The organism is Methylobacterium sp. 1973 (assembly GCF_040545035.1).
Taxonomy (GTDB): Bacteria; Pseudomonadota; Alphaproteobacteria; order Rhizobiales; family Beijerinckiaceae; genus Methylobacterium; species Methylobacterium fujisawaense.
This window is the reverse complement of the sequence record NZ_JBEPLA010000005.1, coordinates 122,635-143,130: the sequence shown is the minus strand read 5'-3', so window position 1 is coordinate 143,130 and position 20,496 is coordinate 122,635. Positions and strand designations below refer to the sequence as shown.

Sequence of the window (20,496 nt, the reverse complement as noted above, 5' to 3'; positions counted from 1 at the left end):
GATGCGGGAGGACCGGCAGCGCCTCGACAAATGGCTGTGGTTCGCGCGCTTCGCGCGGACCCGGTCCCTGGCAGCGCGGCTGGCCTCCGACGGGTTCGTCCGGGTGAACGGCAGCCGGGCCGAGAACCCGGCGCGGGCGATCGGCATCGGTGACGTGGTGACGGTGGCCGCGCCGCACGCGACCCTGGCTGTAAGGGTCCTCGGCCTCGGCGTACGGCGCGGCCCCGCCCCGGAAGCGCGGCTGCTGTACGACGATCTGTCCGGCGGCGGGCCGCCGGTCGAGACGCACGAGTGATGAGGCTGTGCCACAGCCCCCACGCGAGCGGGCCGTCGCGGACCGCATGCGGCGCACACGCGCTTGTCAGCCCGGGAGGCAGGGTCTAGAGCCGTTGGCCTCCGAAGCCCGGCTCCGCGCCGGGCCTCACCGGCGTTCCCCTCGCAGCGCCCGCTGGCGCGCGCAGGCCGTCCCCAGGCTCTGCCCGGGCCAAGTCGAGTTTTAGGACGAAGACATCCGATGACCTACGTCGTCACCGACAATTGCATCAAGTGCAAATACACGGACTGCGTCGAGGTCTGTCCGGTGGATTGTTTCTATGAAGGCGAGAACATGCTCGTCATTCATCCGGATGAGTGCATCGATTGCGGCGTGTGCGAGCCGGAATGCCCGGCCGAAGCGATCAAGCCCGACACGGAGTCGAATCTGGACACGTGGCTGAAGCTGAACGCCGACTACGCCAAAACCTGGCCGAACATCACGCAGAAGAAGGAAGCTCCGGCCGACGCCAAGGAGTGGGATGGAAAGGCCGGAAAGCTGGAGGCGCATTTCTCGCCGAATCCTGGATCTGGCGACTGAGCTTGGGACGAATTCACAGGATCTGACGCGCATGCGCCCGCGGCTTTCCAGTGGGCGGGAAGTTTTTTCAGCCCGGCCGCTTCGCTGAAGGCCCCCTCGGGGCTGCGTCATACGAAGCCCAGATACGCGGCCAGGTCATTCCTGTCCCATGGCACCAGTGTAAAACTCTTTGACGCCGCGCTTGGTCCGCGCGTGCGTCTTCAGGGATGCTTTGATCTGCGCGCCGGATTGTGGTAGACAATCCGCCTGCCGTCGCTTGCGCCTGACGTGCTCCCTCCGGCTGAAACGCCTTCGATTTTCGGTTGTTAGGAGTAGTACGCGATCGGCCGCCGAAGGAGACTTCGGCGGACGCGCCAGGTGTTTGCACGGCCGCGCCGGGGAATGACCGGGATCGTCGCGCTGGGCGCGGGGGTTTCGGGAGCGGCGAGGCAGACCGGGTGTCCCGCCCGGAAGAACACGGTTTCGCGCGGCGCCGAACGCTGCGCGCCAGTGGAGGCCCTTCTCGCATGACCACAGCCAAGAAGACGACGACCACAGGCCGGCAGGGCTTCAAGACCGGCGAGGCTGTCGTGTATCCGGCCCACGGCGTCGGTCGCATCACCGCGATCGAGGAGCAGGAAATCGCGGGCTACAAGCTTGAGCTGTTCGTGGTCTCGTTCGAGAAGGACAAGATGGTCCTGCGCGTCCCCACGGCGAAGGCCAACAGCGTCGGCATGCGCAAGCTCGCCGAGCCGGAACTGGTGAAGAAGGCTCTCGACCTTTTGACCGGCCGCGCCCGGATCAAGCGCACCATGTGGTCGCGCCGCGCGCAGGAATACGAGGCCAAGATCAACTCGGGTGATCTGCTCTCCGTCACCGAGGTCGTGCGCGACCTGTTCCGCTCCGAGGCCCAGCCCGAGCAATCCTATTCCGAGCGCCAATTGTACGAGGCGGCTCTGGACCGGATCGTGCGCGAGATCTCTTCGGTCAACCGCATCACCGAGACCGAGGCGCTGAAGCTGATCGAGCAGAGCCTCGCCAAGTCGCCCCGCCGGGCGAAGAACGAGGCCGAGCCCGAAGCCGAGGCCGAGGGGGACAGCGAGGGCGACGACCTTCAGGAGGAAGCCGCCTGAGGCGGGCATCGCATCGCGACAACGACATTCAACCCGGCCCTGGTGGCCGGGTTTTTTTATGCGTCCGCGCGGCCGGCTCCCCCCGACGGCCCTGACCGTTCGCGAAGGCCTGGGCTGGACGGCGCGGGGCGGGATCCCATGTCTTCCCGACGGAACACGAATTCGTGGCCGCTGCGTTGTCGCATTGTGGGGCATCGGGACGGAACTTTCCCGTTTTGCCTTCCGTTGTCGGTTGCCTGGCGTCACCCCCCGGTGGCGCCTGCGCGTCGGGCCCTTGGGTCCGACGCCGCAACAGCACTCGGCAACAAGAGGCAGGCGGATGGCTGAGATCGCGGGAATTCGACGGCAGTTCATACGGACTGCCATGGAGGCGCCCTTCCTGGCCCGGGAAGAAGAGCGGGGCCTCGCCGTCCGATGGAAGGACGAGCGCGACGAGCGGGCCCTCCACCGTCTGATCTCGGCCCATATGCGCCTCGTCATCGCCCTGGCGGGGCGTTTTCGTCACTACGGCCTGCCCATGGCCGACCTCGTCCAGGAAGGGCATGTCGGCCTGATGGAGGCCGCGGCCCGGTTCGAGCCGGAGCGGGACGTCCGCTTCTCCACCTATGCGACGTGGTGGATCCGCGCCTCGATCCAGGATTACATCCTGCGCAACTGGTCGATCGTGCGCGGCGGGACCTCCTCGGCGCAGAAGGCCCTGTTCTTCAATCTGCGCCGGCTGCGCGCCCGGTTGATGCAATCCACCGAGGAACATGTCGGCGACGAGATCCATCGCCGCATCGCCAGCGCGATCGGCGTCTCCCGTGACGACGTCGCCCTGATGGATGCACGCCTGTCCGGCCCCGACATGTCGCTCAACGCCCCCGTGGGCGAGGACAGCGACGCGTCCTCGGAGCGGATGGATTTCCTGGTCGACGGGGCCGACCTGCCGGACGAGACCGTGAGCGCCACGGTCGACGGCGAGCGCCGCCTCAGCTGGCTGCAGCAGGCTCTGACCGTCCTGTCCGAGCGTGAGCTGCGCATCCTGCGCGAGCGCCGCCTCGCCGAGGATCAGGCGACCCTCGAAGCCCTCGGCCAGCGGCTCGGCATCTCCAAGGAGCGGGTCCGCCAGATCGAGAACCGGGCCCTGGAAAAGCTGCGCCGTGCGCTCGCCGACCGCTTTCCCGCCGCCACGGGCAGCCCGCATATCGGCTGAGCGGCACGCAGCGTCATCGTCACGAAGCCCGGCCCGGCGGCCGGGCTTTCGTGTTTCAGAAGGGTCGCCCATGCGACGGGCCGCCGTTGTCGGGCCGGCTGCGCGACATCTCCGGCGCAGCGGGTGTGCCTGCGGATATACCTGCCTGCGCGTGCGATGACGGGGGCCGGTGCCGTGGTCGCGAGCGGGATACCGCCGCGCGCCCGTTACGCCCCCTGAACGACGGGGCTGCGCCGCTCCCGCCGGCGCCGGCGGCGGCCGGCTTCAGGGGTGGCGTCGAGCCAGATCACGAGCGCCAGGGCGACGAGCGCCGGCACGCCGAGGGCCAGGAAGGCACCGGTCCAGCCGAACAGCCCGTATGACAGGCCGCCGTACCAACTCGAGAGCGCGCCGCCCACGCCCTGCACCGCGTTGACGCTGCCGAGCGCCGTCTGGGTCCGGCCCGATCCCCAGGTCAGGTCCGCCACCACCACGGGCACCGCCACCCCGACGATGCCGGAGGCCACGCCGTCCAGCACCTCGGCGGCGATCAGCCACACCGGATCGTCGATCAATCCGGACATGAGCGCGCGCACCGGCAGCACGGCGAAGGCCACCATCAGCAATTGACGGCGTCCGCGCCTGTCGGCCAGCGAACCGGCAAACAGAGCCACGGGCACCATGACGAGTTGCGCCACCATGACGTAGCGCGCCGTCCACGTGGTGGCGTCGGCCGCGGTCGCCACGAGCTTCTGCCCGAGCAGCGAGAGCATGCCGCCGTTCCCCAGGTTGAACAGGGTCAGCGCCACGGTCAGCACCAGCAGACGGCGGTTGCCGAGAACCTGACGCAGGCCGCTGCGCTCGGGTTCGTCCGCGTCGTCCTCCTTCCAACCGACGGCGCGGCGCCGGTTCCAGGCGCCGGCGGGCGTCGTCAGCGTGGCGCCGATCGCCGCCACAGCCATGCCGCCGAGGACCCAGAAGGCGATCGCAGGCCCGAAATAGCCGGTGCCGAGGCTGATGCCCCCCGCCGCGACCAGGATGCCGATGTGGTTGAAGGCCTGGTTGCGGCCCTGCTGGGCGGGGAAGCGGTCCTTCCCGACGATGCCCAGGGTCAGCGACGCGACCGCCGGCAACAGCAGGGTGCCGCCGGCCGCGGCGAGCAGCTGCGCGCACAGGACCGCCGGAAAGCTGCGCGCCGGGAGGAGCAGCAGCGTGCCCGCCAGGATCGCCCCGCAGGCCAGGGCGATCAGCAGGCGTGGCCGGGGGAACCGATCCACCAGGGCACCGAACGGGCCGCTCAGGAACAGCGTGCCGAACCCCACCAGCGTGACGACGAAGCCGACCCGGGCGGGGCTCCACGAGGCGGATTCCGCCAGCCAGGTTCCCAGAAAGGGGCCGAGGCCGCCCTGGATGTCCCCGATGAACAGGTTGATCAAGGCGAGGTTTGTGGTGGGGGCCATGCGATCCTGGAGCCGTTTCGGGCCCCGGACGTGAACGGGGACCCCGGAACGGTCAAGCCCGGAACGCAGCCTCCGTCGCGGAGCAGGGCGGCGACACCCTCATGCGGGGCGACGTGCGGCGTCTTCGGCGAGAGAGCGGGCGAAACCCTGCACGGTCCGCGGCGCGGCCGCCCTTACCGGGACCGGGGTCCTCGTCGGCGGCGTCGATGGGCAGGCTCGCGGTGGCAGCCCTGGCGCCCAGCACGGCACCCGAAGGCGCCGGGAAGGTCAGCGGCCGGTTCGGGGGCTGCCCGACCTGCCGGGCAGCTTCGTCGCACTGAGCGCCGCGCTCCTGAGCGGACGCCCTGTGCGCGCGGGCGGCGGCCTCTCGGGGTCCCGGCGGCCGCCGCGCGGCCGCCGGTCGTCACCTCAGGAGGCGAGCGGGCCCTGGGCGCCCTGCTGCTCCATCACCTTCTGCCGGTAAAGGCCGACGAAATCGATCGGGTCGATGTACAGGGGCGGGAAGCCGCCGTTGCGCACCGCCTCGGCCACGATCTGGCGGGCGAAGGGGAAGAGCAGGCGCGGGCACTCGATCATCACCGCCGGATGGATCTGGTCGGCCGGGATGTTGAGCAGCCGGAACACGCCGGCATAGGTCACCTCGAAGGCGAACAGCACTTCGTTCTGGATCTTGGCGTCGCCCTCGAGCTTCAGCTCGACCTCGAAATCGGTCTCGGAGAGCTGCTGCGCGTTGACGTTCACCTGGATGTTGATCTGCGGCCCCTGGCCCTCCTTGGGCTGAAGGGAGCGCGGGGCGTTCGGATTCTCGAAGGAGAGATCCTTCGTGTACTGCGCCAGGGCATTGATGGTCGGCACATCGCCCTGCGGCATGCCGCCGCCGTTGCCGTTCGCTGCCGGGGAATCGGCCATGCGGATCATCCTTCTCGATCGACCGGCGGGGCCGGCGCGGGTTGTTGTCGCGGCGGGAGCCGCTGGATCACGCCGCGGAACTACCCAAACGGCAGGGCCGCTAACACGCGCGCCGGGCCTGGACAAGCGAAGTGACAGGCGAGGTGACGGGGCGCTGGCGCCGGCGGCACCGGCAACCCATATCGCGATTGCGTGCGGGACCAGTTGACCCCGACGATACAACCGGCTCGCTCCCGGCGCGTTGGTCGGATATGAGTCGGCCAGACCTATGCGCGCTTAGCCGGCGCCGCACCGGGCATGACCTGAGCAAGGGGCACAGGGTCTCGCCGCGGCCACCATCGGATCGGTGATGCAGGACAGTTTCGACGTAACGACGATCATCTTCCTGGCGCTGGCCGTCTTCGTGATCTGGCGTCTGCGCTCCGTGCTCGGTCAGAAGACAGGCGCCGAACGCTCGCCGTTCAAGCCGGTCGACCGCAGCCGCACCGAACCGCAGGCGCGTTCCGACGGCGACAACGTCGTCCGGCTGCCGGGTGCCGACCGGGTGCAGGCCGCGCCGCCGACCGCCGCCGCGCCGCGGGACTGGCGGGGGATCGCCGAGCCGGGATCCGAGGTCGCCCGCGGCCTCGAGGCCTGCGTCCAGGCGGAGCCCGGGTTCGACCCGCGCGCCTTCGTCGAGGGCGCGAAATCCGCCTACGAAGCCATCATGATCGCCTTCGCCAAGGGCGATCGGAAGACCCTGCGCGGCCTGCTGTCCAAGGAGGTCGGCGAGGCCTTCGAACGCGCGATCGCCGAGCGGGAGCGCAACCGGCAGACCCTGGAGACCACCTTCGTCTCCATCGACAAGGCCGAGATCGTGGCCGTCGAGGTGCGCAACCGGGTGGCTCACGTCACCGTGCGTTTCCTGTCGAACCTCATCACCGCCACCCGCAACGCGGACGGCAAGGTGGTGGACGGCAGTGCCGAGACGGTGGTCGAGGTTCCGGATGTCTGGACCTTCTCCCGCACCCTCGGCTCGCGGGACCCGAACTGGCAGCTCGTGGCCACCGAGGCCGGCGCCTGAGCCCGTGACAGGCGTGCCGTGACGATCTTGCCGTGCCGATTCACCATGCCCGGTCCGGAGCAGTCCCGGCCGCCCTCCTCGCGTTCCTGCTGAGTCCATCCGTGTCCGCCGCGCCAACGGCGGTCGGCGGTGCGGTCCTGCGCCCCGTCGCCCCGGCGGACCTGCCGGGCTTTCCCGGTGCGCAGGCGGAAGCGGCGCTCGACGCCTTCCGGCGGGTCTGCGCGGCACCGGCGCCTGCCCAGCCCCAGCCGGACGGCGTCGCGGGCGATCCGGCCGCCCTCGCCGAGGCCTGCACGGCCGCGGCCGGCCCAGTGCCGGACGCCGCCGCGTTCTTCCGCGAGCGGTTCGACGCCTTCCGCATCGATCGGCCCGGCGCGGATCGGCCCGGCTTCCTGACCGGCTATTTCGAGCCGGAGCTCACGGGCTCCCTCGCGCCCGGGCCGGATTTTCCGACGCCGGTGCTCGCCCGTCCCGACGACCTGATCTCCCTCGCCCCCGGCGAAACCCGTCCGGGGCTCGATCCGACCCTGCGCGCCGCGCGGGCCACCGCGGACGGATTTGCCCCCTATCCCGACCGCGCCGCCATCGACGACGGAGCCCTCGGGGCGCATGCGAAGCCGATCCTGTGGCTGCGCGACGCGGTCGATCTGCTGGTCTTGCAGGTCCAGGGCTCCGGGCGCGTCCGGCTACCGGACGGTCGCGCGGTGCGGGTGCTGTACGACGGCCGCAACGGACGCCCCTATACGGCGGTGGCCAAGCTCATCGTCCAAGAGGGGCATCTGCCGCTCGAGGGCCTGACGCTCGCCCGCTGGACCGGCTGGCTGCGCGCGCATCCCGAGATCGCCAAGCGCCTGATCCGCACCAACGCCTCGTACATCTTCTTCCGCCTCGCCCCGGTCGCGGATCCGGCTCTCGGGCCGCCCGGCGCCGCGAACGCGCCGCTCAGCCCGGGCCGCAGCCTGGCTGTCGATTCGACCCTCTGGCGGTACGGCCTGCCGTTCTGGCTCGCGGGGCCGCTGCCCGGCGCGGCGCAGGACGGAGCCCCGGACGCTACCGGGCGCCTCGTCATCGCCGCCGATACCGGATCGGCGATCGTCGGCCCTGCCCGCGGCGACCTCTTCGTCGGCACCGGTCCTGCGGCCGGCGTGGTCGCCGGAAACCTCCGCGACGCCATCGGATTCGTGGTCCTGTTGCCGCGCCGCGCCGCTGCGCCCGGAGCCGCACCGTGAGGCCCCCGCGCCGCGGGCGCCGCCTGACCGCGGGCGAGGTCCGCCTCTGGGACGCGATCGCCAAGCTGGTGACGCCGTTGCCGGGCCGCGCGTCCCCGACCCCCGAACTTCCCCCACCGCCGGCGCCCCCGACCGCCGCCATGCCGCCCCTGTCGGCCCCGATCCTGAAGCCCAGCGCGCCGCCAACCGCCAAGAGGCCGCGGGCGAAGCATCCGCCGAAACCGGCACCGGAGCCGCCGCGTCCGGCAACCGCTGCGCCGTATCAGCCGCCGCCGCAGCGCCACAGCCCGAGCACCAGCCTGGAGCGGACCGCCAAGGTCGGCCTGCGCCGCGGGCGACTGGCGATCGAGGCGCGGATCGACCTGCACGGGATGGTGCAGACGGAGGCCCATGCCGCGCTGACGGGCTTCCTGCTCCGGGCGCGGGCCGCCGGGCATTCCTACGTGCTGGTCGTGACCGGCAAGGGCGGACCGGATTACGCGGAGGCCTTCGCCGAGCGCGGGGTGCTCCGCCGCAGCGTACCGCACTGGCTGCGGGGGCCGGAACTGCGCGGCATCGTCCTCGGCTTCGAGGAGGCCGCCCGCCACCATGGCGGCGGCGGCGCGCTCTACGTCCGTCTGCGGCGCCGATAGGGGTCCGGAACCCGGCGCGCAGCGGCCTGTTCACCGGTGTCCGCAGCCTGCGCGGCAAACCGCGCCGGAGCCGCGCGGTTGCGGCCCGGACCGATCCCGCCGATATCCGGAGCCGGCGCATGAGGCGCCACGCACGCAAAGTCGCGAGAGAGATGCCGGAGCTTCCCGAAGTCGAGACGGTGCGGCGGGGCCTGGCGCCCGCCCTGGTCGGAGCCCGCTTCAGCCGTGTCACCCTGCGCCGGGCCAACCTGCGCTTCCCCTTCCCGGATCGCTTCGCCGCCCGGCTGGAAGGGCGGACCGTGACGGACCTCGCGCGCCGGGCGAAATACCTCACCGCCGCGCTCGACTCGGGCGAGACCCTGGTCATGCATCTCGGCATGAGTGGGCGGTTCGACGTGGCCCTGCCGGACGGCAGCAACCTGTCGCCGGGGGATTTCTACCTCGAAGGGGCCCAGGGCACGCCCAAGCACGACCATGTGGTCATGGCGATGAGCACCGGCGCCACGGTGACCTACAACGACGCCCGCCGCTTCGGCTTCATGGATCTAGTCCCGAGCGCGGATCTCGCCGGCTGCCGCCACTTCGCCAGGATGGGCATCGAGCCCCTCGACGGACTGACGGGGGCGGTAATCGCGCAGCTCTTCCGCCACAAGATCGCGCCGCTGAAGGCCGCCCTGCTCGACCAGCGCCTGATCGCAGGCCTCGGCAACATCTACGTGTGCGAGGCGCTGCACCGGGCGCGCCTGCACCCCGAGGCCCCGGCCGGGAGCCTCGTCCGGCCCGACGGGCGCCCGACGCCCAAGGCCAACGCCCTCGCCAAGGCGATCGTGAAGGTCCTGCAGGAGGCCGTGGAGGCCGGCGGCTCGACCCTGCGCGACTACGCCCACACGGATGGCAGCGCGGGGGCGTTCCAGCACGCCTTCCGGGTTTACGACCGAGTCGGATTGTCCTGCAGCCGGCCGGGATGCGGCGGTTCCATCACCCGCATCGTCCAGGCGAACCGCTCGACTTTCTTCTGCGCGACCTGCCAGCCCCCGGACTGACCGCAACGAACCTTGCGTCGAACCTTGCGTCGAACCGTGCGTCACTGCGCCGCGAAACGGCAATTTCGCCACAAACCCGGCTAGGGTCTAGCGCCTCGACGTGCGCACCCGGTTGCGGGCAGCCGATCCCGGCCCGCAACGCGTGACGGGTCGCGCGGGCCCAGACAGGATCCCGATGTTCTTCCGCCGCTCAAAGACGCCCGCGCCCGAAACCACCGCGCAGGATCCGACGGGCGAGCCCGCCCTGCCGCAGCGGCTCTCGCCGCGCTCCCCCGGCGAGGCGATCAAGCCGACGGTCGCGCCCCCGCCCCCGGAGAAGCCCCAACGCGAGCGGAGCGGCCTCGTGGGCCTCATCAGCGGAGCCCTGACCTTCGCGGTCGTCATCGCCATCGCGGCGATGATCGGGATCACGCTGTTCCAGCGGCAGGTGCGCGAGCCGGGGCCGCTCGCGGCCGACAAGGTTGTTGTGATCCCGACCCACAGCGGAACGGCGGAGATCGCCGAGACCCTGAAGCGCGAGGGCGTGATCGACCATACCGGCCTGTTCGAGTTCGCCGCCCGCTTCGGCGGCCGGCCGGCGCTCCGGGCCGGGGAATACGTGTTCAAGGCGCATGCGAGCATCTCCGACGCCCTCGACACCATCGCCACCGGCCGGCAGGTCCAGCACGCCATCACCTTCCCGGAGGGCCTGACCTCCGAGCAGATCGTCAGCCGCCTCAACGACAATGACGTGCTCACCGGCGAGATCAACGAGATCCCCCCGGAAGGTTCGCTCCTGCCCGACACCTACAAGTTCGAGCGCGGGGCCACCCGTCAGCAGATCGTCAACCTGATGAAGGCCAAGCAGCGCGAGGTTCTGAACCAGATTTGGCTGCGGCGCAGCGCCGACGTGCCGGTGCGGACCCCGGCCGAGATGGTCACCCTCGCCTCCATCGTGGAGAAGGAGACCGGCCGCGCCGACGAGCGGCCCCGGGTGGCCGGCGTCTTCATCAACCGCCTGAACAAGCGGATGAAGCTGCAATCCGACCCGACGATCGTCTACGGCCTCGTGGGGGGCCGCGGCACCCTCGGGCGCGGCATCCTCCGGTCGGAGATCGACCGGCCGACGCCCTACAACACCTACGTCATCGAGGGCCTGCCGCCGGGGCCGATCGCCAATCCCGGCCGGGCCGCCCTGGAGGCGGTGGCCAACCCCTCCCGGACGAAGGACCTCTACTTCGTGGCGGACGGCACCGGCGGCCACGCCTTCGCCGACTCTCTCGAGGCGCATCAGCGCAACGTCGCCCGCTGGCGGGCGGTGGAGAAGAGCCGGCAGGCGCCGCCGGACGCCGTCGACAAGGTCGAGCCGGGTCCGGACCCGGCGACGCCGGGCCGCGCCTCGGCCTACGCGCCGGGCGGTGCGCCTGCGGCCAACGGGATCAACACCAACGCGGCCTTCGCCGCGGATACGGGCACGCCGGGTTCGCGGGCCTTCGACGCCTCCGAGGGCACGCGCCTCGATCCCCTGAAGAACCGCAGCTACGACCTGGGCTCGCCCAAGACGGTGCCGGCCCTGAGCGAACCGGCCCCGGCGCCCCGGGGCCGGCGCTAGGGACCAGCTCCGGCCGGATTGCTGCGACGCGTCGTCAGACGTGACGCAGCCGCGCCGGGCTCACGCAGGGCTCAATGCGCCTTCGGGTTTCGCGGGCGCCGCTGCCCGTCCGGAGGAGGGCCCGACAGGGACGCCGCGATCTGGCGTCCCAGCTCATACAGCAGGGCCTCCAGCAGCGGCTGCACCCGCTTCGCCTCATCGAGCCCGAGATCGCCGAGGCGCTCCCACATACGCATCGCGCCATCCGCCATCTGCTCGACGACGGAGCCCTGCTCGGCCGGCGCCCCGAGAAAGCCCGCCGGGGGCTCGAACGGCCCCTCGGTCCGGCTGTCGGTGATGTCGATCACGATCCCACGCCCATAGACCAGCCCGTCCGCGCGGCGCTCGAACCGGCCGCGGGCCAGCACCCAGCGTACGAGCCCGGGGGCGGGCACGATGCGATGCTCCCACGCGAAGAGGCCGCCCTCGTCGCGGACACGGCGGCGCTGAATCTGGTCCCGGGCGAGGTCCTCCGGATGGAAGAGCGCGGAGAGCTGCTCCCAGCTCACGCCCTGCGCCGCCTCGGCCTCGGTCAGCCCGAAGATCCGGGCCATCGTCGCATCCCCGCGCACGCGTCCCAGATGCGGCACGTCCTCCCACATGCCGACGCCCAGCGCGGACATGCCGAACGGCGTGAGCGCGGACCTGGTCAACACTGATCGTGGCATGCGCCATCCGGGTTCTTGTGAAAACGACCCGGACCTACGAACACAACTTGATCTTGAAATGCAATGTTGGCGGCGTCGTACGAAAGTCGATCCGTGACGTCCTCGGTGGCGCGGGGGCGACGGGACCCGCGCGCGGGCCGGGATGGGTCCGTCGCAGGGACCGGCCTCTTCCCCGTGGAGAGATCCGTGCTACAGGCCCCGATCTTCACGGGGACGGGGGTCGGCGTGGCCCAGATCACGAGCATGACCGGTTTCGCCCGGGCGGCCGGCAGTACCGGACCGGTCCACTGGGTCTGGGAGGTCCGCAGCGTCAACGGGCGCAGCCTCGACGTGCGCACCCGTGTGCCGGCCGGCTATGACGGGCTCGGCGAGACCGCCCGCACCGCCCTGCAGAAGACCCTGACCCGCGGCCAGTGCCAGCTGACCCTGACGCTCACCAAGCCGGAGACCACCGCGCGGGTGCGGATCAACGAGACGCTGCTGGCGAGTCTCGCCCAGGCGGTGGCCCGGGTGCCGGTCCCCGAGGGTGTGGCCCCCGCCACGATGGACGGGCTGCTCGGCGTCCGCGGCGTGATCGAGGTCGAGGACGAGGCGGCGGACACCGACGCCCTCGCCCGGGATCTGGCCGCAGGCGTGGTCCAGCTGGTCGCGGATCTCGTCGAGGCCCGCCGCGCGGAGGGGCGGCAGCTCGAACAGGTCGTCATCGGCCAGGTCGACCGGATCGCCGCGCTGACCGAGGCCGCGGAGGCGAATCCCGCGCGTCAGCCCGAGGCCGTGCGGGCGCGTCTGGAGGCGGCCGTCGCGGCGCTGGGCGGCAGCGGCCTCGATCCGGACCGTCTGCATCAGGAGGCGATGCTGCTCGCCGGCAAGGCGGACGTGCGCGAGGAACTGGACCGGCTTCGGGCCCATGTGACGAGCGCCCGGGAGCTGCTGGCGGCCGGCGGCGCGATCGGCCGGCGCCTGGACTTCATCGCCCAGGAGTTCGGCCGCGAGTCCAACACGCTGTGCGCCAAGGCCAACGACATCAGCCTGTCGCGGATCGGCCTGGACCTGAAGGCCGTGGTCGAGCAGTTCCGCGAGCAGGTCCAGAACATCGAATGATGCCGGATCAGGATGTGAGAGTACGGATGCGAAACGTCGGGGAGCCACGCGCATGACCGAGCAGGGTGGGAGCGTCTCCGATTCCATCGCGCGGCGGGGGTTGATCCTGATCCTCTCCTCGCCCTCCGGGGCGGGGAAGACGACCCTGACGCGGGCGATCGCCCAGGATCCGAGCTGGGCGCTGGACCTGTCGATCTCCGTGACCACGCGGGGGCGCCGCCCCTCCGAGATCGACGGGCGACACTACCACTTCATCGATCGCGAGGCCTTCGACGACCTGCGCAACCGGGACGACCTGCTCGAATGGGCGGAGGTCCATGGCAATTTCTACGGCACGCCCCGGCGGCCGGTGGAAAAGGTGCTCGGCTCCGGCCGGGACATGATCTTCGACATCGACTACCAGGGCACGCGGCAGGTGCGCTCCAAGCTCGCCCAGGACGTGGTGACGGTCTTCATCCTGCCGCCCAGCATGGCCGAGCTGCGTCAGCGCCTGGAGCGCCGGGCAGAGGATTCGGCCGAGACGATCGAGAAGCGTCTCGCCAATGCCCGGACCGAGATCCAACGCTGGGTCGAGTACGACTACGTCATCGTCAACGACGACCTGCAGAACGCCTTCCGGGCCCTCCAGGGCATCCTGGCGGCGGAGCGGCTCCGGCGGACGCGCCGCACCGGCCTCACCACCTTCGTCGAGGGGTTGCTGGCGGAGACGCCGTGACGCGGACCTCGCTCTACCGGCGGATCAGCACGACGCCGCCGATCAGCAGCGCGACCCCGAAGAGGCGGGGCAGATCGACGGGCCGTTGCGCAAGGCCGAGCAGGCCGACCTGATCGAACAGCACCGAGGTGAGCATCTGGCCCGTGACCAGAAGGGCGAAGAAGGTCGCGGCGCCGAGCTTCGGGACGAGCAGGATGGCGAGTCCGATGAACAGCGCGCCGAACAGGCCGCCGCTCCAGGTCCACCACGGGATCCGCCCGGCCACGCTTACGGCCGGGGCGGGATCGCGCAGGCCGGCGTGACCCCGCATTTCGTCCTGATGGCCGAGTACACCGCGGCGCGCTGTGGCCTCGTCGCCGAGGGTCTCGGAGTCGCCATCGTCGACCCGGTCCCGGCCCGGGCTCTCGGCGGATGGCCCATCGTGCTGCGGCCGTTCAGGCCCGAGATCCCCATCGAGACCGTGCTGGTGCGGCCGGCGGGACGGCCGCCGGGGCGCCTCGCCGAGCGGCTGATGGTCCATCTGGCGGCGGAGCGTGACGCCCTCGGCGTACGCTGATCGGCTCAGGCGGCGACCGGAGTCTCCGGACCGGGACCGAGCCACGCGCCCATCGCCGAGAAGGTCGACACGGCCGCGCCGGTGAGCGCGGCCTCCGCGGCCGGGTCCTCGCCGAAGATCTCCAGGCGCGTCCGGAAGGCTGCCCACATCGCCCCCGCGGCGGGCCCGTGCGCCCGGTAATAGGCGAGGCCGTCGCCGGAGAAGCCGTGCAGGCCGGCGATGTGGCGGCCGATCAGCTGGCCGCCCAATGTCGAGCCTTCCAGCACGTAGAGCGCGCCCATGGCGGCGGCCGGTCCGTCGAAGACCAGGGAGGTCGGTCGCGGGAGCGCCGCGACCGCGGAGGGCGTCAGGCCGAGATGGTCGAGATCGGCGGCGAGGCGCGTGAGACGGCGGCGCGGCGCCAGGAAAACCTCGTCGGCGAGCCCGGACCCGATGGCGGATTCCCAGACCGCGTGGAACCCGTAGAGACGCCCCAGCAGGTTGCGATAGCCGCTCAGGGTCGCGACCCGCGCCTGCCAGTCCAGGGACGCCTCCAGCGCCCGGTGAGCCGGATCGGTCGCGGCACGCAGCCGCGCATGCAGGCCGTCGCGGGTTCTCACGCGGTGATCGTGAAGCAGGCGCCGGGATTGTTGGCGACGGTGAGCTTGGCGTTGATCTGATCGAGCATCGCCCGGATCAGCTTCATGCCCAGTCCCGAGCCCTTGCTCCGCGCCTTGGCGTCCGCCCAGTCGTCGGGCAGGCCCGATCCGTCGTCGCAGACCCGCAACTGGACCTCGCCGGGGCCCGATGCCGAGACGCTGACCTCGACACGGCCGCCGCCTGTCGGGTTGGCCGCATACTTGAAGGCGTTGGTGACGAGTTCCGTCGCGATCAGCGAGAGCGCCACCGCCTTGCGATAGGGCACCATCAGGCCCGGCTCCGCCGAGAGATCGACGGCATGCCCGTCGCCTGCCAGCCCCGCGAGGTCGTTGCACAGGCTCTCGATGGTCTGGCCGAGATCCACCTCGTCGAACCGGTCGGCCTGGTACAGGCTGTCATGCACCCGCGCGACGCTCATCACCCGCGCGGAGGTGTCGGCGAAGGCCTGCCGCGCCTCGCCGTCGGCGATCTGGCGCCGCTGCATCTGCAGGAAGGCCGAGACGATCTGCAGGGAGTTCTTCACCCGGTGGTCGATCTCCCGGGTGAGCAGATCCTTCTGCTCGAGGAGGCGCTCCTTCTCGGCGAGCAGGCCGGTGAGCTCGTCGATCTTGCGGCGTTGGCGCAGCACCACGCCCTCGACGGCCTCCGCCAGGGAGCCGGCGAGGTGGACCTGCCATTCCGCCCAGGGCGCGGCGAAGCCGGTGCGCTCCTCGACCCAGCGCTCGAAGGAGCGGCGGGGCAGCACCGCCACCGGGCCGCTGCCGGCGAGGACGGGCTTGCGCGGGTCGCCACCCCAGGTCACCGTGCTGGGCACCTCCGGCCGGAACCACAGCAGCAGGTTCTCGCGCGAGGCATCGACGAAGACGGCGAGCAGGCCGCTGGCGATCTCCCGATGCGGGCCCGCCTCCGGATAATCCGCGGTGAAGCTGTCGCTGCTGTAGGCGACCTCGCCCGCCGGCACGCCCGCCCGCAGCCAGCCCGCGATCGCCGCCACCATGTCGACCGGCGGCGTCCGCCCGATCCCCGTGACCCGGTCGCCTGAAACGATGCCGGCGCCGGTGGCGCCGAACAGGTCGAGCAGCGTCGTCGTGCCGTCGGTCAGGGCCGCCACGAAATCGTCGGATCGGGTCAGGCCGCGCACGAGACGCCCCTCGACGTCGAGATGGGCCTGCCGCTCGGCCCAGAGCCGGCGCGATTCGATCTCCTGCACCCGCATGGCGAAGGCGTCGGTCAGCACCGTGGCGGCCGCACGGGTCTCCGGCGTGACGTAGTGCGGGCGGCGATGATGCCCGATCATCAGGCCCCAGAGCCGCCCCTCGACCATGATCGAGATCGACATGGAGCCGTTCACGCCGAGATTGCGCTGGTACTCCAGGTGGATGGGCGACAGCGTGCGGTGCTGGGCGAAGGTCAGGTCGATCGGGCCGTTGCCGGCGCCGGGCGCCGAGACCAGCCCGACGGGCACGCTGTCCCGATCGATGACGAAGCGGCTCTTGGCCTTGGTGTAGAGGGCCCGGGCCTGGGCGGGGATGTCGGAGGCGGGGAAGCGCAGGCCCAGCAGGCTGCGCGACCAGTCGGGCACCTTGTCCTCGGCCACGGCCTCGCCGTTCCAGTCCGTGTCGAAGCGGTAGACCAAGACCGCCTCGAAGCCGGTGAGCGCCCGGATCTCGAGGGCTGCGATCCGGGCGATATCCGCCAGGGTCCCGGCCTCGCGCAGGCGGCCGACGGCGAGTTCGGTATCGGCCTGACTGGCGGTGGCGAAATCGTCGGCCGAATCGGGCTCCAGCTCCATCTCCACGATGAGGCGGCCGGCATGGGCATGGGCGACGGCGTGATAGGCGGTCCCGCGGCCCGGGAATGCCAGGGTCCGGCGCAGGGACGCGCCGTCATGGAGGGTCCCGCGCGCCAGACGGGCGCGGATCGCCGCCACGAAATCCGCCGGCAGCACGTCCGCGAGGGGGCGCCCCGCCAGAGGCGACTCGATCGGATCGACGATCTCGCCGACATTGGCCGAATAGGCGACCACCAGGAGCGTCCCGGCGTCGGCGGCGAGCATCACGGCATTGGGCTGGATCGAGCCCGGGATGTGGATGGGCTCACGCTCGCACAGGCTGGCATCCACCGGCTCGGCGCGCACCCGCCGACCGATCGCCGCCATGACGGCCTCGCGCGAGTGGTCGGCCCCGAGGCTCTCCACCGGATCGATGGTCAGCCATGTCACCGGGCTGCCCCCGGCGATCTGGCCATGGCGCATATGGATCCGGGCCCGCAAAGGCTGCGGCAGCCGGCCGAAGACGTAGTCGAAGGTCTCGTCCAGCGTCCCGCGGCGGGCCCCTGCCAGAAACCGGCCCCGGAAATTCGGCACGTTGGTGCCCGGCATCACGTCGCGGAAATAGTCCCGCCCCAGCACGGCCTCGCGCGACAGGCCCGAGATGGCGCTCGCGCCCTCGCTGAAGGCCACGACGGTGCCAGCCGAATCGAGCCCGATCACGCCCTGGTCCAGGCGGTCGAGCGCGTCCGGCGCGATGACGTCGAGATCGACGTCGGTATTGGGGGCCTGGCTGGGCGGCATCAGGAGCGAAACCGGCTCATTCAACTGGGTATGGCGACGGGATGGGCCGAGCGCAATGCTTGTGATGTCAGCAAGATCAAAACCTCAAGTGCTCTGTACGATCTTAGACATCGCCTTGAACAGCCCTTCCTCAACCGTAGGGTGGTACACTGGCTGATCGTGCAGGGTCTGGGCGGTCTGCTTGTGCGCGACTGCGTAGGTGAGCAGGTGCGCGAGGTGCTCTACGGACGGTCCGAGCATCTCGCCGCCGAGGAGGTGCCCCGACCGGTCGGCCCAGAGCCGGATGCCGCCGCGATTCGTCCCCTCGACGCGGGCGCGGCCCTGATCCGAGAAGTCCATCGTGCCGACGACCCGTGCCGCATTCTCCGGATCGTAGGGGGCGCCGATCACCGCCGCCTGAGGATGGGTGAAAACCATGGCGAGGCGGGTCCAGGGGGCGGGGGCCGCGACCGGGCGGCCCGCGGCCAGGGCGGCAGCGTTGCCCCCCGCGATCCGGCCCTGGCGGCTGGCCTCGTGCAGGACAGGGCGCCAGCCGTCGGCATCGCCCGCGATCAGGATCGGCGCGCCCGCGCAGACGAGGCTGTGCCGGTCGAATTCCGGCACTCCGTCTTCGTCGCGGCGGAGGCCCGCCGCCTCAAGCCGCAAGGCATCCAAGTTGGGGGCCCGGCCGGTAGCGGCCAGCACCCGCGACGCCCGGGTGACCTGTTCGCGCCCGTCACGGTCGATCCAGTGCAGGCATACGCCGTCGCCGTCCGGCGCTGCCGTCCGAACCTCGGCACCGAGGTGAAGATCCAGGTCCGCGCCGAAGATCGCGGCGGCCTGCCGGGCGAGTTCCGGCTCGCTCAGGCCGGCGACGGTGTCACCCGCATCGATCACCGTGACGGCGACACCGAGCCGCGCCATCGCCTGGGCGATCTCGATCCCCACGGGCCCGGCCCCGAGAATGGCCAGCGAATCCGGGAGATCGGGGATTTCGAAGAGGGTATCGGTGGTCAGGACGCGCGCGCCGAGACCCTGCAGGGCTTCCGGCACGATCGGGCTCGACCCGGTGGCGATGACCGCCGCCCGGAAGCGGATCCGCATGGCGTCTCCGATCACCAGCGTGCGGTCGCTCTCGAATCGGGCGGTGCCGCGGAGGCGTTCGTCCTCGGGGAGATCCGCGAGACCGTCGACGACGCTGGCGACGAACCGGTCGCGCTCCGACCGGAGACGCCGCAGCACCGCAGGCCCGTCCACCGTGACGCCGGAGACCCGGATGCCGAACAGCGCGGTGTTGCGGGCCGCGTGGGCGGCAGCGCCCGCGGCGATCAGGAGCTTCGACGGCATGCAGCCGACGCGCGCGCAGGTCGTCCCGCCGGGCCCGCGCTCGATCAGCACCGACCGCGCCCCCGCGGCCGAAGCGGCGCGATGGGCGGCGATGCCGGCTGTGCCGGCACCGATCACCGCCACGTCGTAGTCGAGTTCGCGCATGAGCATCCCGGACCGTTCGCCGGAGCCAAAGCGGTACGGCCGAGGTTCGTTCCGCCTGCGCGATCACGTCTCAGGGCGGCACGGACCGGGCGGGGCTCCGCACGCACCGGACCGGGCGGTGCGGAGCCGGCGTTTCAGGCGCTGCGGCCAGGGGCCGTGCCGCCGAGGTGGAACACCCGGTGGGGGATCAGTTCGCCGCGCTCCACATCGCCGACGGCGACCAGAATGCCAGCACAGGTTGCGAAGGCCTTGCCCTCGACGGGGGCGTCCCGGCCCCGCAGGATCACCGGCTGGCCCCGCATCAGGCGCAGGCCCAGATCACGGGAGACCGCGACTTCCGGGATGGCATCGAGGGCCGTCTCCACCGGACGCAGATAGGCGAGCGCCGCCTCCGGGCTGCCGTCGGTCAGGGCCGAGACCGGGCAGGCCTCGGCCTCGGAGAAGGGACCGACACGGGTCCGGCGCAGGGCCGCCACATGGCCGTAGCAGCCGAGCATCCGGCCGAGGTCGCGGGCCAGCGCCCGCACGTAGGTGCCCTTGCCGCACTCCGCCTCGATCACGGTGCGCTCGCCGTCATGCTCGACCACCGCGAGCCGGTCGATCTGCACCGGCCGGGCCACGAGTTCCACCACCTCGCCCTCGCGGGCGAGGTCGTAGGCGCGCTCGCCCTGGATCTTAATCGCCGAGTAGCGCGGCGGCACCTGCTCGATGGCGCCCACGAAGGCCGGGAGCGCGGCCTCGACCGCCGCACGGTCCGGGCGGGTCTCGCTGGTGGCCACGGGACGCCCCTCGGCATCGTCGGTATCGGTCTCGATGCCCCACTGCACGGTGAACCGATAGGCCTTCCGGCCGTCCATCACGAACGGGACGGTCTTGGTCGCCTCACCGAGGGCGATCGGCAGGATGCCGGAGGCCAGCGGATCGAGGGTGCCGGCATGGCCCGCCTTCTTGGCGTTGAAGGCGCGCTTCACCACCGCGACCGCGTGGGTCGAGGTCATGCCGACATGCTTGTCGAGGATCACCCAGCCCGAGACGTCCCGGCGCTTCGGGCGGTCGGGACGCGGCCCGCGCTGCGGACGGCGGCCCTCCGGGCCACGACGCTCAGCGCCCGGCACGGGAGCCTGGTGCTCGGCCGGCGGAAGATCTTCCATGGAAACCGTCATGTCCGCGTTGTCCCCCGGGGTCGATGCCCCGTCCCTTTCTGTTGGGTATCGGGACTCAATGCCCCGTCCCGGTCTCCGGTTCGTCGTCCTCGTGCCCGGTCTCAAGGTCGCGCTGGACCCGCTCGTCCCGCAGCAGCTTGTCGATGCGGGCCGCCTCGTCGAAGGTCTCGTCCCGTCGGAACCGCAGCTCCGGGGCGAATTTCAGGTTCACCCGCCGCGCCACCTCCTGGCGCAGCACCTTCCGGTGACGCTCCAGGGCGGCGATCACCGGCGCCTCGTCGAGACCGCCGAGCGGCATCACGTAGGCGGTGGCGAGCTTCAGGTCGGGCGACATCCGCACCTCCGGGACGGTCACGACATGCGTGCCGAGCACCGGATCCTGGATGTCGCCGCGCTGGAGCACCTCGGCGAGCGCGTGGCGCACGAGTTCGGCCACGCGCTGCTGGCGCTGCGAGGGGCCGGTGGAAGTCGGTTTCTGGGCCATTCTGTCTCGGGCCTTTCCGCCGG

Annotated in this window: 19 protein-coding genes and 2 pseudogenes; 12 read left to right on the top strand and 9 right to left on the bottom strand. The window is 71.4% G+C overall.

Translation table 11 applies throughout. The features are described 5' to 3' along the window. The first annotated feature begins 1 nt into the window (after nt 1). The 4 genes from ABIC70_RS11950 to ABIC70_RS11935 all read left to right on the top strand — a co-directional run bounded on the left by ABIC70_RS11950 (nt 2) and on the right by ABIC70_RS11935 (nt 3,160). The gene (locus ABIC70_RS11950) at nt 2–295 is read left to right on the top strand and encodes an RNA-binding S4 domain-containing protein (protein ID WP_043385109.1); all 294 of its coding nucleotides are present in this window, start codon (nt 2–4) and stop codon (nt 293–295) included. 219 nt (nt 296–514) lie between these two features. Continuing rightward, complete coding sequence (gene fdxA, locus ABIC70_RS11945; RefSeq protein WP_043354612.1) at nt 515–853, top strand: ferredoxin FdxA; 339 nt, start codon at nt 515–517, stop codon at nt 851–853. Nucleotides 854–1,359: 506 nt separating this feature from the next. Next, nucleotides 1,360–1,965, top strand: a complete 606-nt coding sequence (locus ABIC70_RS11940) for a CarD family transcriptional regulator (protein WP_043354614.1) — start codon at nt 1,360–1,362, stop codon at nt 1,963–1,965. Between the two features lie 319 nt (nt 1,966–2,284). After that, entirely contained in the window at nt 2,285–3,160 is an 876-nt protein-coding gene (locus ABIC70_RS11935; protein ID WP_012320644.1) for an RNA polymerase factor sigma-32, read from the top strand. 206 nt (nt 3,161–3,366) lie between these two features. Here the strand turns inward: ABIC70_RS11935 and ABIC70_RS11930 are convergent, their stop codons facing one another. Both ABIC70_RS11930 and secB read right to left on the bottom strand, forming a co-directional pair. After that, nucleotides 3,367–4,599, bottom strand: a complete 1,233-nt coding sequence (locus ABIC70_RS11930; RefSeq protein WP_278305951.1) for an MFS transporter — start codon at nt 4,597–4,599, stop codon at nt 3,367–3,369. A gap of 408 nt (nt 4,600–5,007) precedes the next feature. Then, a complete protein-coding gene (gene secB / locus ABIC70_RS11925) occupies nt 5,008–5,508 on the bottom strand; it encodes a protein-export chaperone SecB (protein ID WP_012320646.1) in 501 nt (166 codons plus the stop codon). Nucleotides 5,509–5,857: 349 nt separating this feature from the next. Here secB and ABIC70_RS11920 point away from each other — a divergent pair, with 349 nt between their 5' ends. The 5 genes from ABIC70_RS11920 to mltG all read left to right on the top strand — a co-directional run bounded on the left by ABIC70_RS11920 (nt 5,858) and on the right by mltG (nt 11,066). Continuing rightward, nucleotides 5,858–6,571 (top strand): Tim44/TimA family putative adaptor protein, encoded by a 714-nt coding sequence (locus ABIC70_RS11920; protein WP_043354619.1) that lies wholly within the window; start codon nt 5,858–5,860, stop codon nt 6,569–6,571. Nucleotides 6,572–6,603: 32 nt separating this feature from the next. After that, entirely contained in the window at nt 6,604–7,800 is a 1,197-nt protein-coding gene (gene mltA, locus ABIC70_RS11915) for a murein transglycosylase A (RefSeq protein ID WP_354439772.1), read from the top strand. Continuing rightward, nucleotides 7,797–8,432 (top strand): Smr/MutS family protein, encoded by a 636-nt coding sequence (locus ABIC70_RS11910; RefSeq protein ID WP_075380804.1) that lies wholly within the window; start codon nt 7,797–7,799, stop codon nt 8,430–8,432. The genes mltA and ABIC70_RS11910 overlap by 4 nt, the downstream gene beginning before the upstream one ends. A gap of 152 nt (nt 8,433–8,584) precedes the next feature. Continuing rightward, nucleotides 8,585–9,475 carry a bifunctional DNA-formamidopyrimidine glycosylase/DNA-(apurinic or apyrimidinic site) lyase gene (gene mutM, locus ABIC70_RS11905; protein ID WP_043354623.1) on the top strand — a complete coding sequence of 297 codons (891 nt, stop codon included), beginning with the start codon at nt 8,585–8,587 and terminating at the stop codon, nt 9,473–9,475. Nucleotides 9,476–9,650: 175 nt separating this feature from the next. After that, nucleotides 9,651–11,066: an endolytic transglycosylase MltG gene (mltG, locus tag ABIC70_RS11900; RefSeq protein ID WP_043354625.1), complete on the top strand. Its 1,416-nt coding sequence runs from the start codon at nt 9,651–9,653 to the stop codon at nt 11,064–11,066. A 71-nt stretch (nt 11,067–11,137) separates the two neighbouring features. Here the strand turns inward: mltG and ABIC70_RS11895 are convergent, their stop codons facing one another. Further along, the gene (locus tag ABIC70_RS11895) at nt 11,138–11,761 is read right to left on the bottom strand and encodes a PAS domain-containing protein (RefSeq protein WP_274927716.1); all 624 of its coding nucleotides are present in this window, start codon (nt 11,759–11,761) and stop codon (nt 11,138–11,140) included. Between the two features lie 255 nt (nt 11,762–12,016). Here ABIC70_RS11895 and ABIC70_RS11890 point away from each other — a divergent pair, with 255 nt between their 5' ends. Both ABIC70_RS11890 and gmk read left to right on the top strand, forming a co-directional pair. Further along, nucleotides 12,017–12,874 carry a YicC/YloC family endoribonuclease gene (locus tag ABIC70_RS11890; protein WP_043385162.1) on the top strand — a complete coding sequence of 286 codons (858 nt, stop codon included), beginning with the start codon at nt 12,017–12,019 and terminating at the stop codon, nt 12,872–12,874. A 52-nt stretch (nt 12,875–12,926) separates the two neighbouring features. Beyond that, nucleotides 12,927–13,589, top strand: a complete 663-nt coding sequence (gene gmk, locus ABIC70_RS11885; protein ID WP_043354630.1) for a guanylate kinase — start codon at nt 12,927–12,929, stop codon at nt 13,587–13,589. Nucleotides 13,590–13,602: 13 nt separating this feature from the next. Here gmk and ABIC70_RS11880 read toward each other — a convergent pair. After that, nucleotides 13,603–13,881, bottom strand: a pseudogene (locus ABIC70_RS11880) (DMT family transporter); the annotation flags it as partial. Between ABIC70_RS11880 and ABIC70_RS11875 the strand changes: the two are divergent. Then, nucleotides 13,879–14,145: pseudogene (locus ABIC70_RS11875) on the top strand (LysR substrate-binding domain-containing protein); the annotation flags it as partial. The pseudogenes ABIC70_RS11880 and ABIC70_RS11875 sit on opposite strands and share 3 nt — an antisense overlap. A gap of 5 nt (nt 14,146–14,150) precedes the next feature. On the opposite strand, the gene ABIC70_RS11870 reads toward ABIC70_RS11875, so the two are convergent. The 5 genes from ABIC70_RS11870 to rbfA all read right to left on the bottom strand — a co-directional run bounded on the left by ABIC70_RS11870 (nt 14,151) and on the right by rbfA (nt 20,473). Then, nucleotides 14,151–14,744, bottom strand: coding sequence for a biliverdin-producing heme oxygenase (locus ABIC70_RS11870; protein ID WP_043385097.1), 594 nt, complete (start codon nt 14,742–14,744; stop codon nt 14,151–14,153). Next, nucleotides 14,741–17,356 carry a histidine kinase dimerization/phosphoacceptor domain -containing protein gene (locus ABIC70_RS11865; protein WP_354439771.1) on the bottom strand — a complete coding sequence of 872 codons (2,616 nt, stop codon included), beginning with the start codon at nt 17,354–17,356 and terminating at the stop codon, nt 14,741–14,743. The genes ABIC70_RS11870 and ABIC70_RS11865 overlap by 4 nt, the downstream gene beginning before the upstream one ends. A gap of 84 nt (nt 17,357–17,440) precedes the next feature. Further along, nucleotides 17,441–18,826 (bottom strand): dihydrolipoyl dehydrogenase, encoded by a 1,386-nt coding sequence (locus ABIC70_RS11860; protein ID WP_354439770.1) that lies wholly within the window; start codon nt 18,824–18,826, stop codon nt 17,441–17,443. Nucleotides 18,827–18,960: 134 nt separating this feature from the next. Beyond that, entirely contained in the window at nt 18,961–19,977 is a 1,017-nt protein-coding gene (gene truB / locus ABIC70_RS11855) for a tRNA pseudouridine(55) synthase TruB (RefSeq protein WP_051044951.1), read from the bottom strand. Between the two features lie 67 nt (nt 19,978–20,044). Beyond that, entirely contained in the window at nt 20,045–20,473 is a 429-nt protein-coding gene (rbfA, locus tag ABIC70_RS11850; RefSeq protein WP_043354641.1) for a 30S ribosome-binding factor RbfA, read from the bottom strand. Between the last annotated feature and the right edge of the window lie 23 nt (nt 20,474–20,496).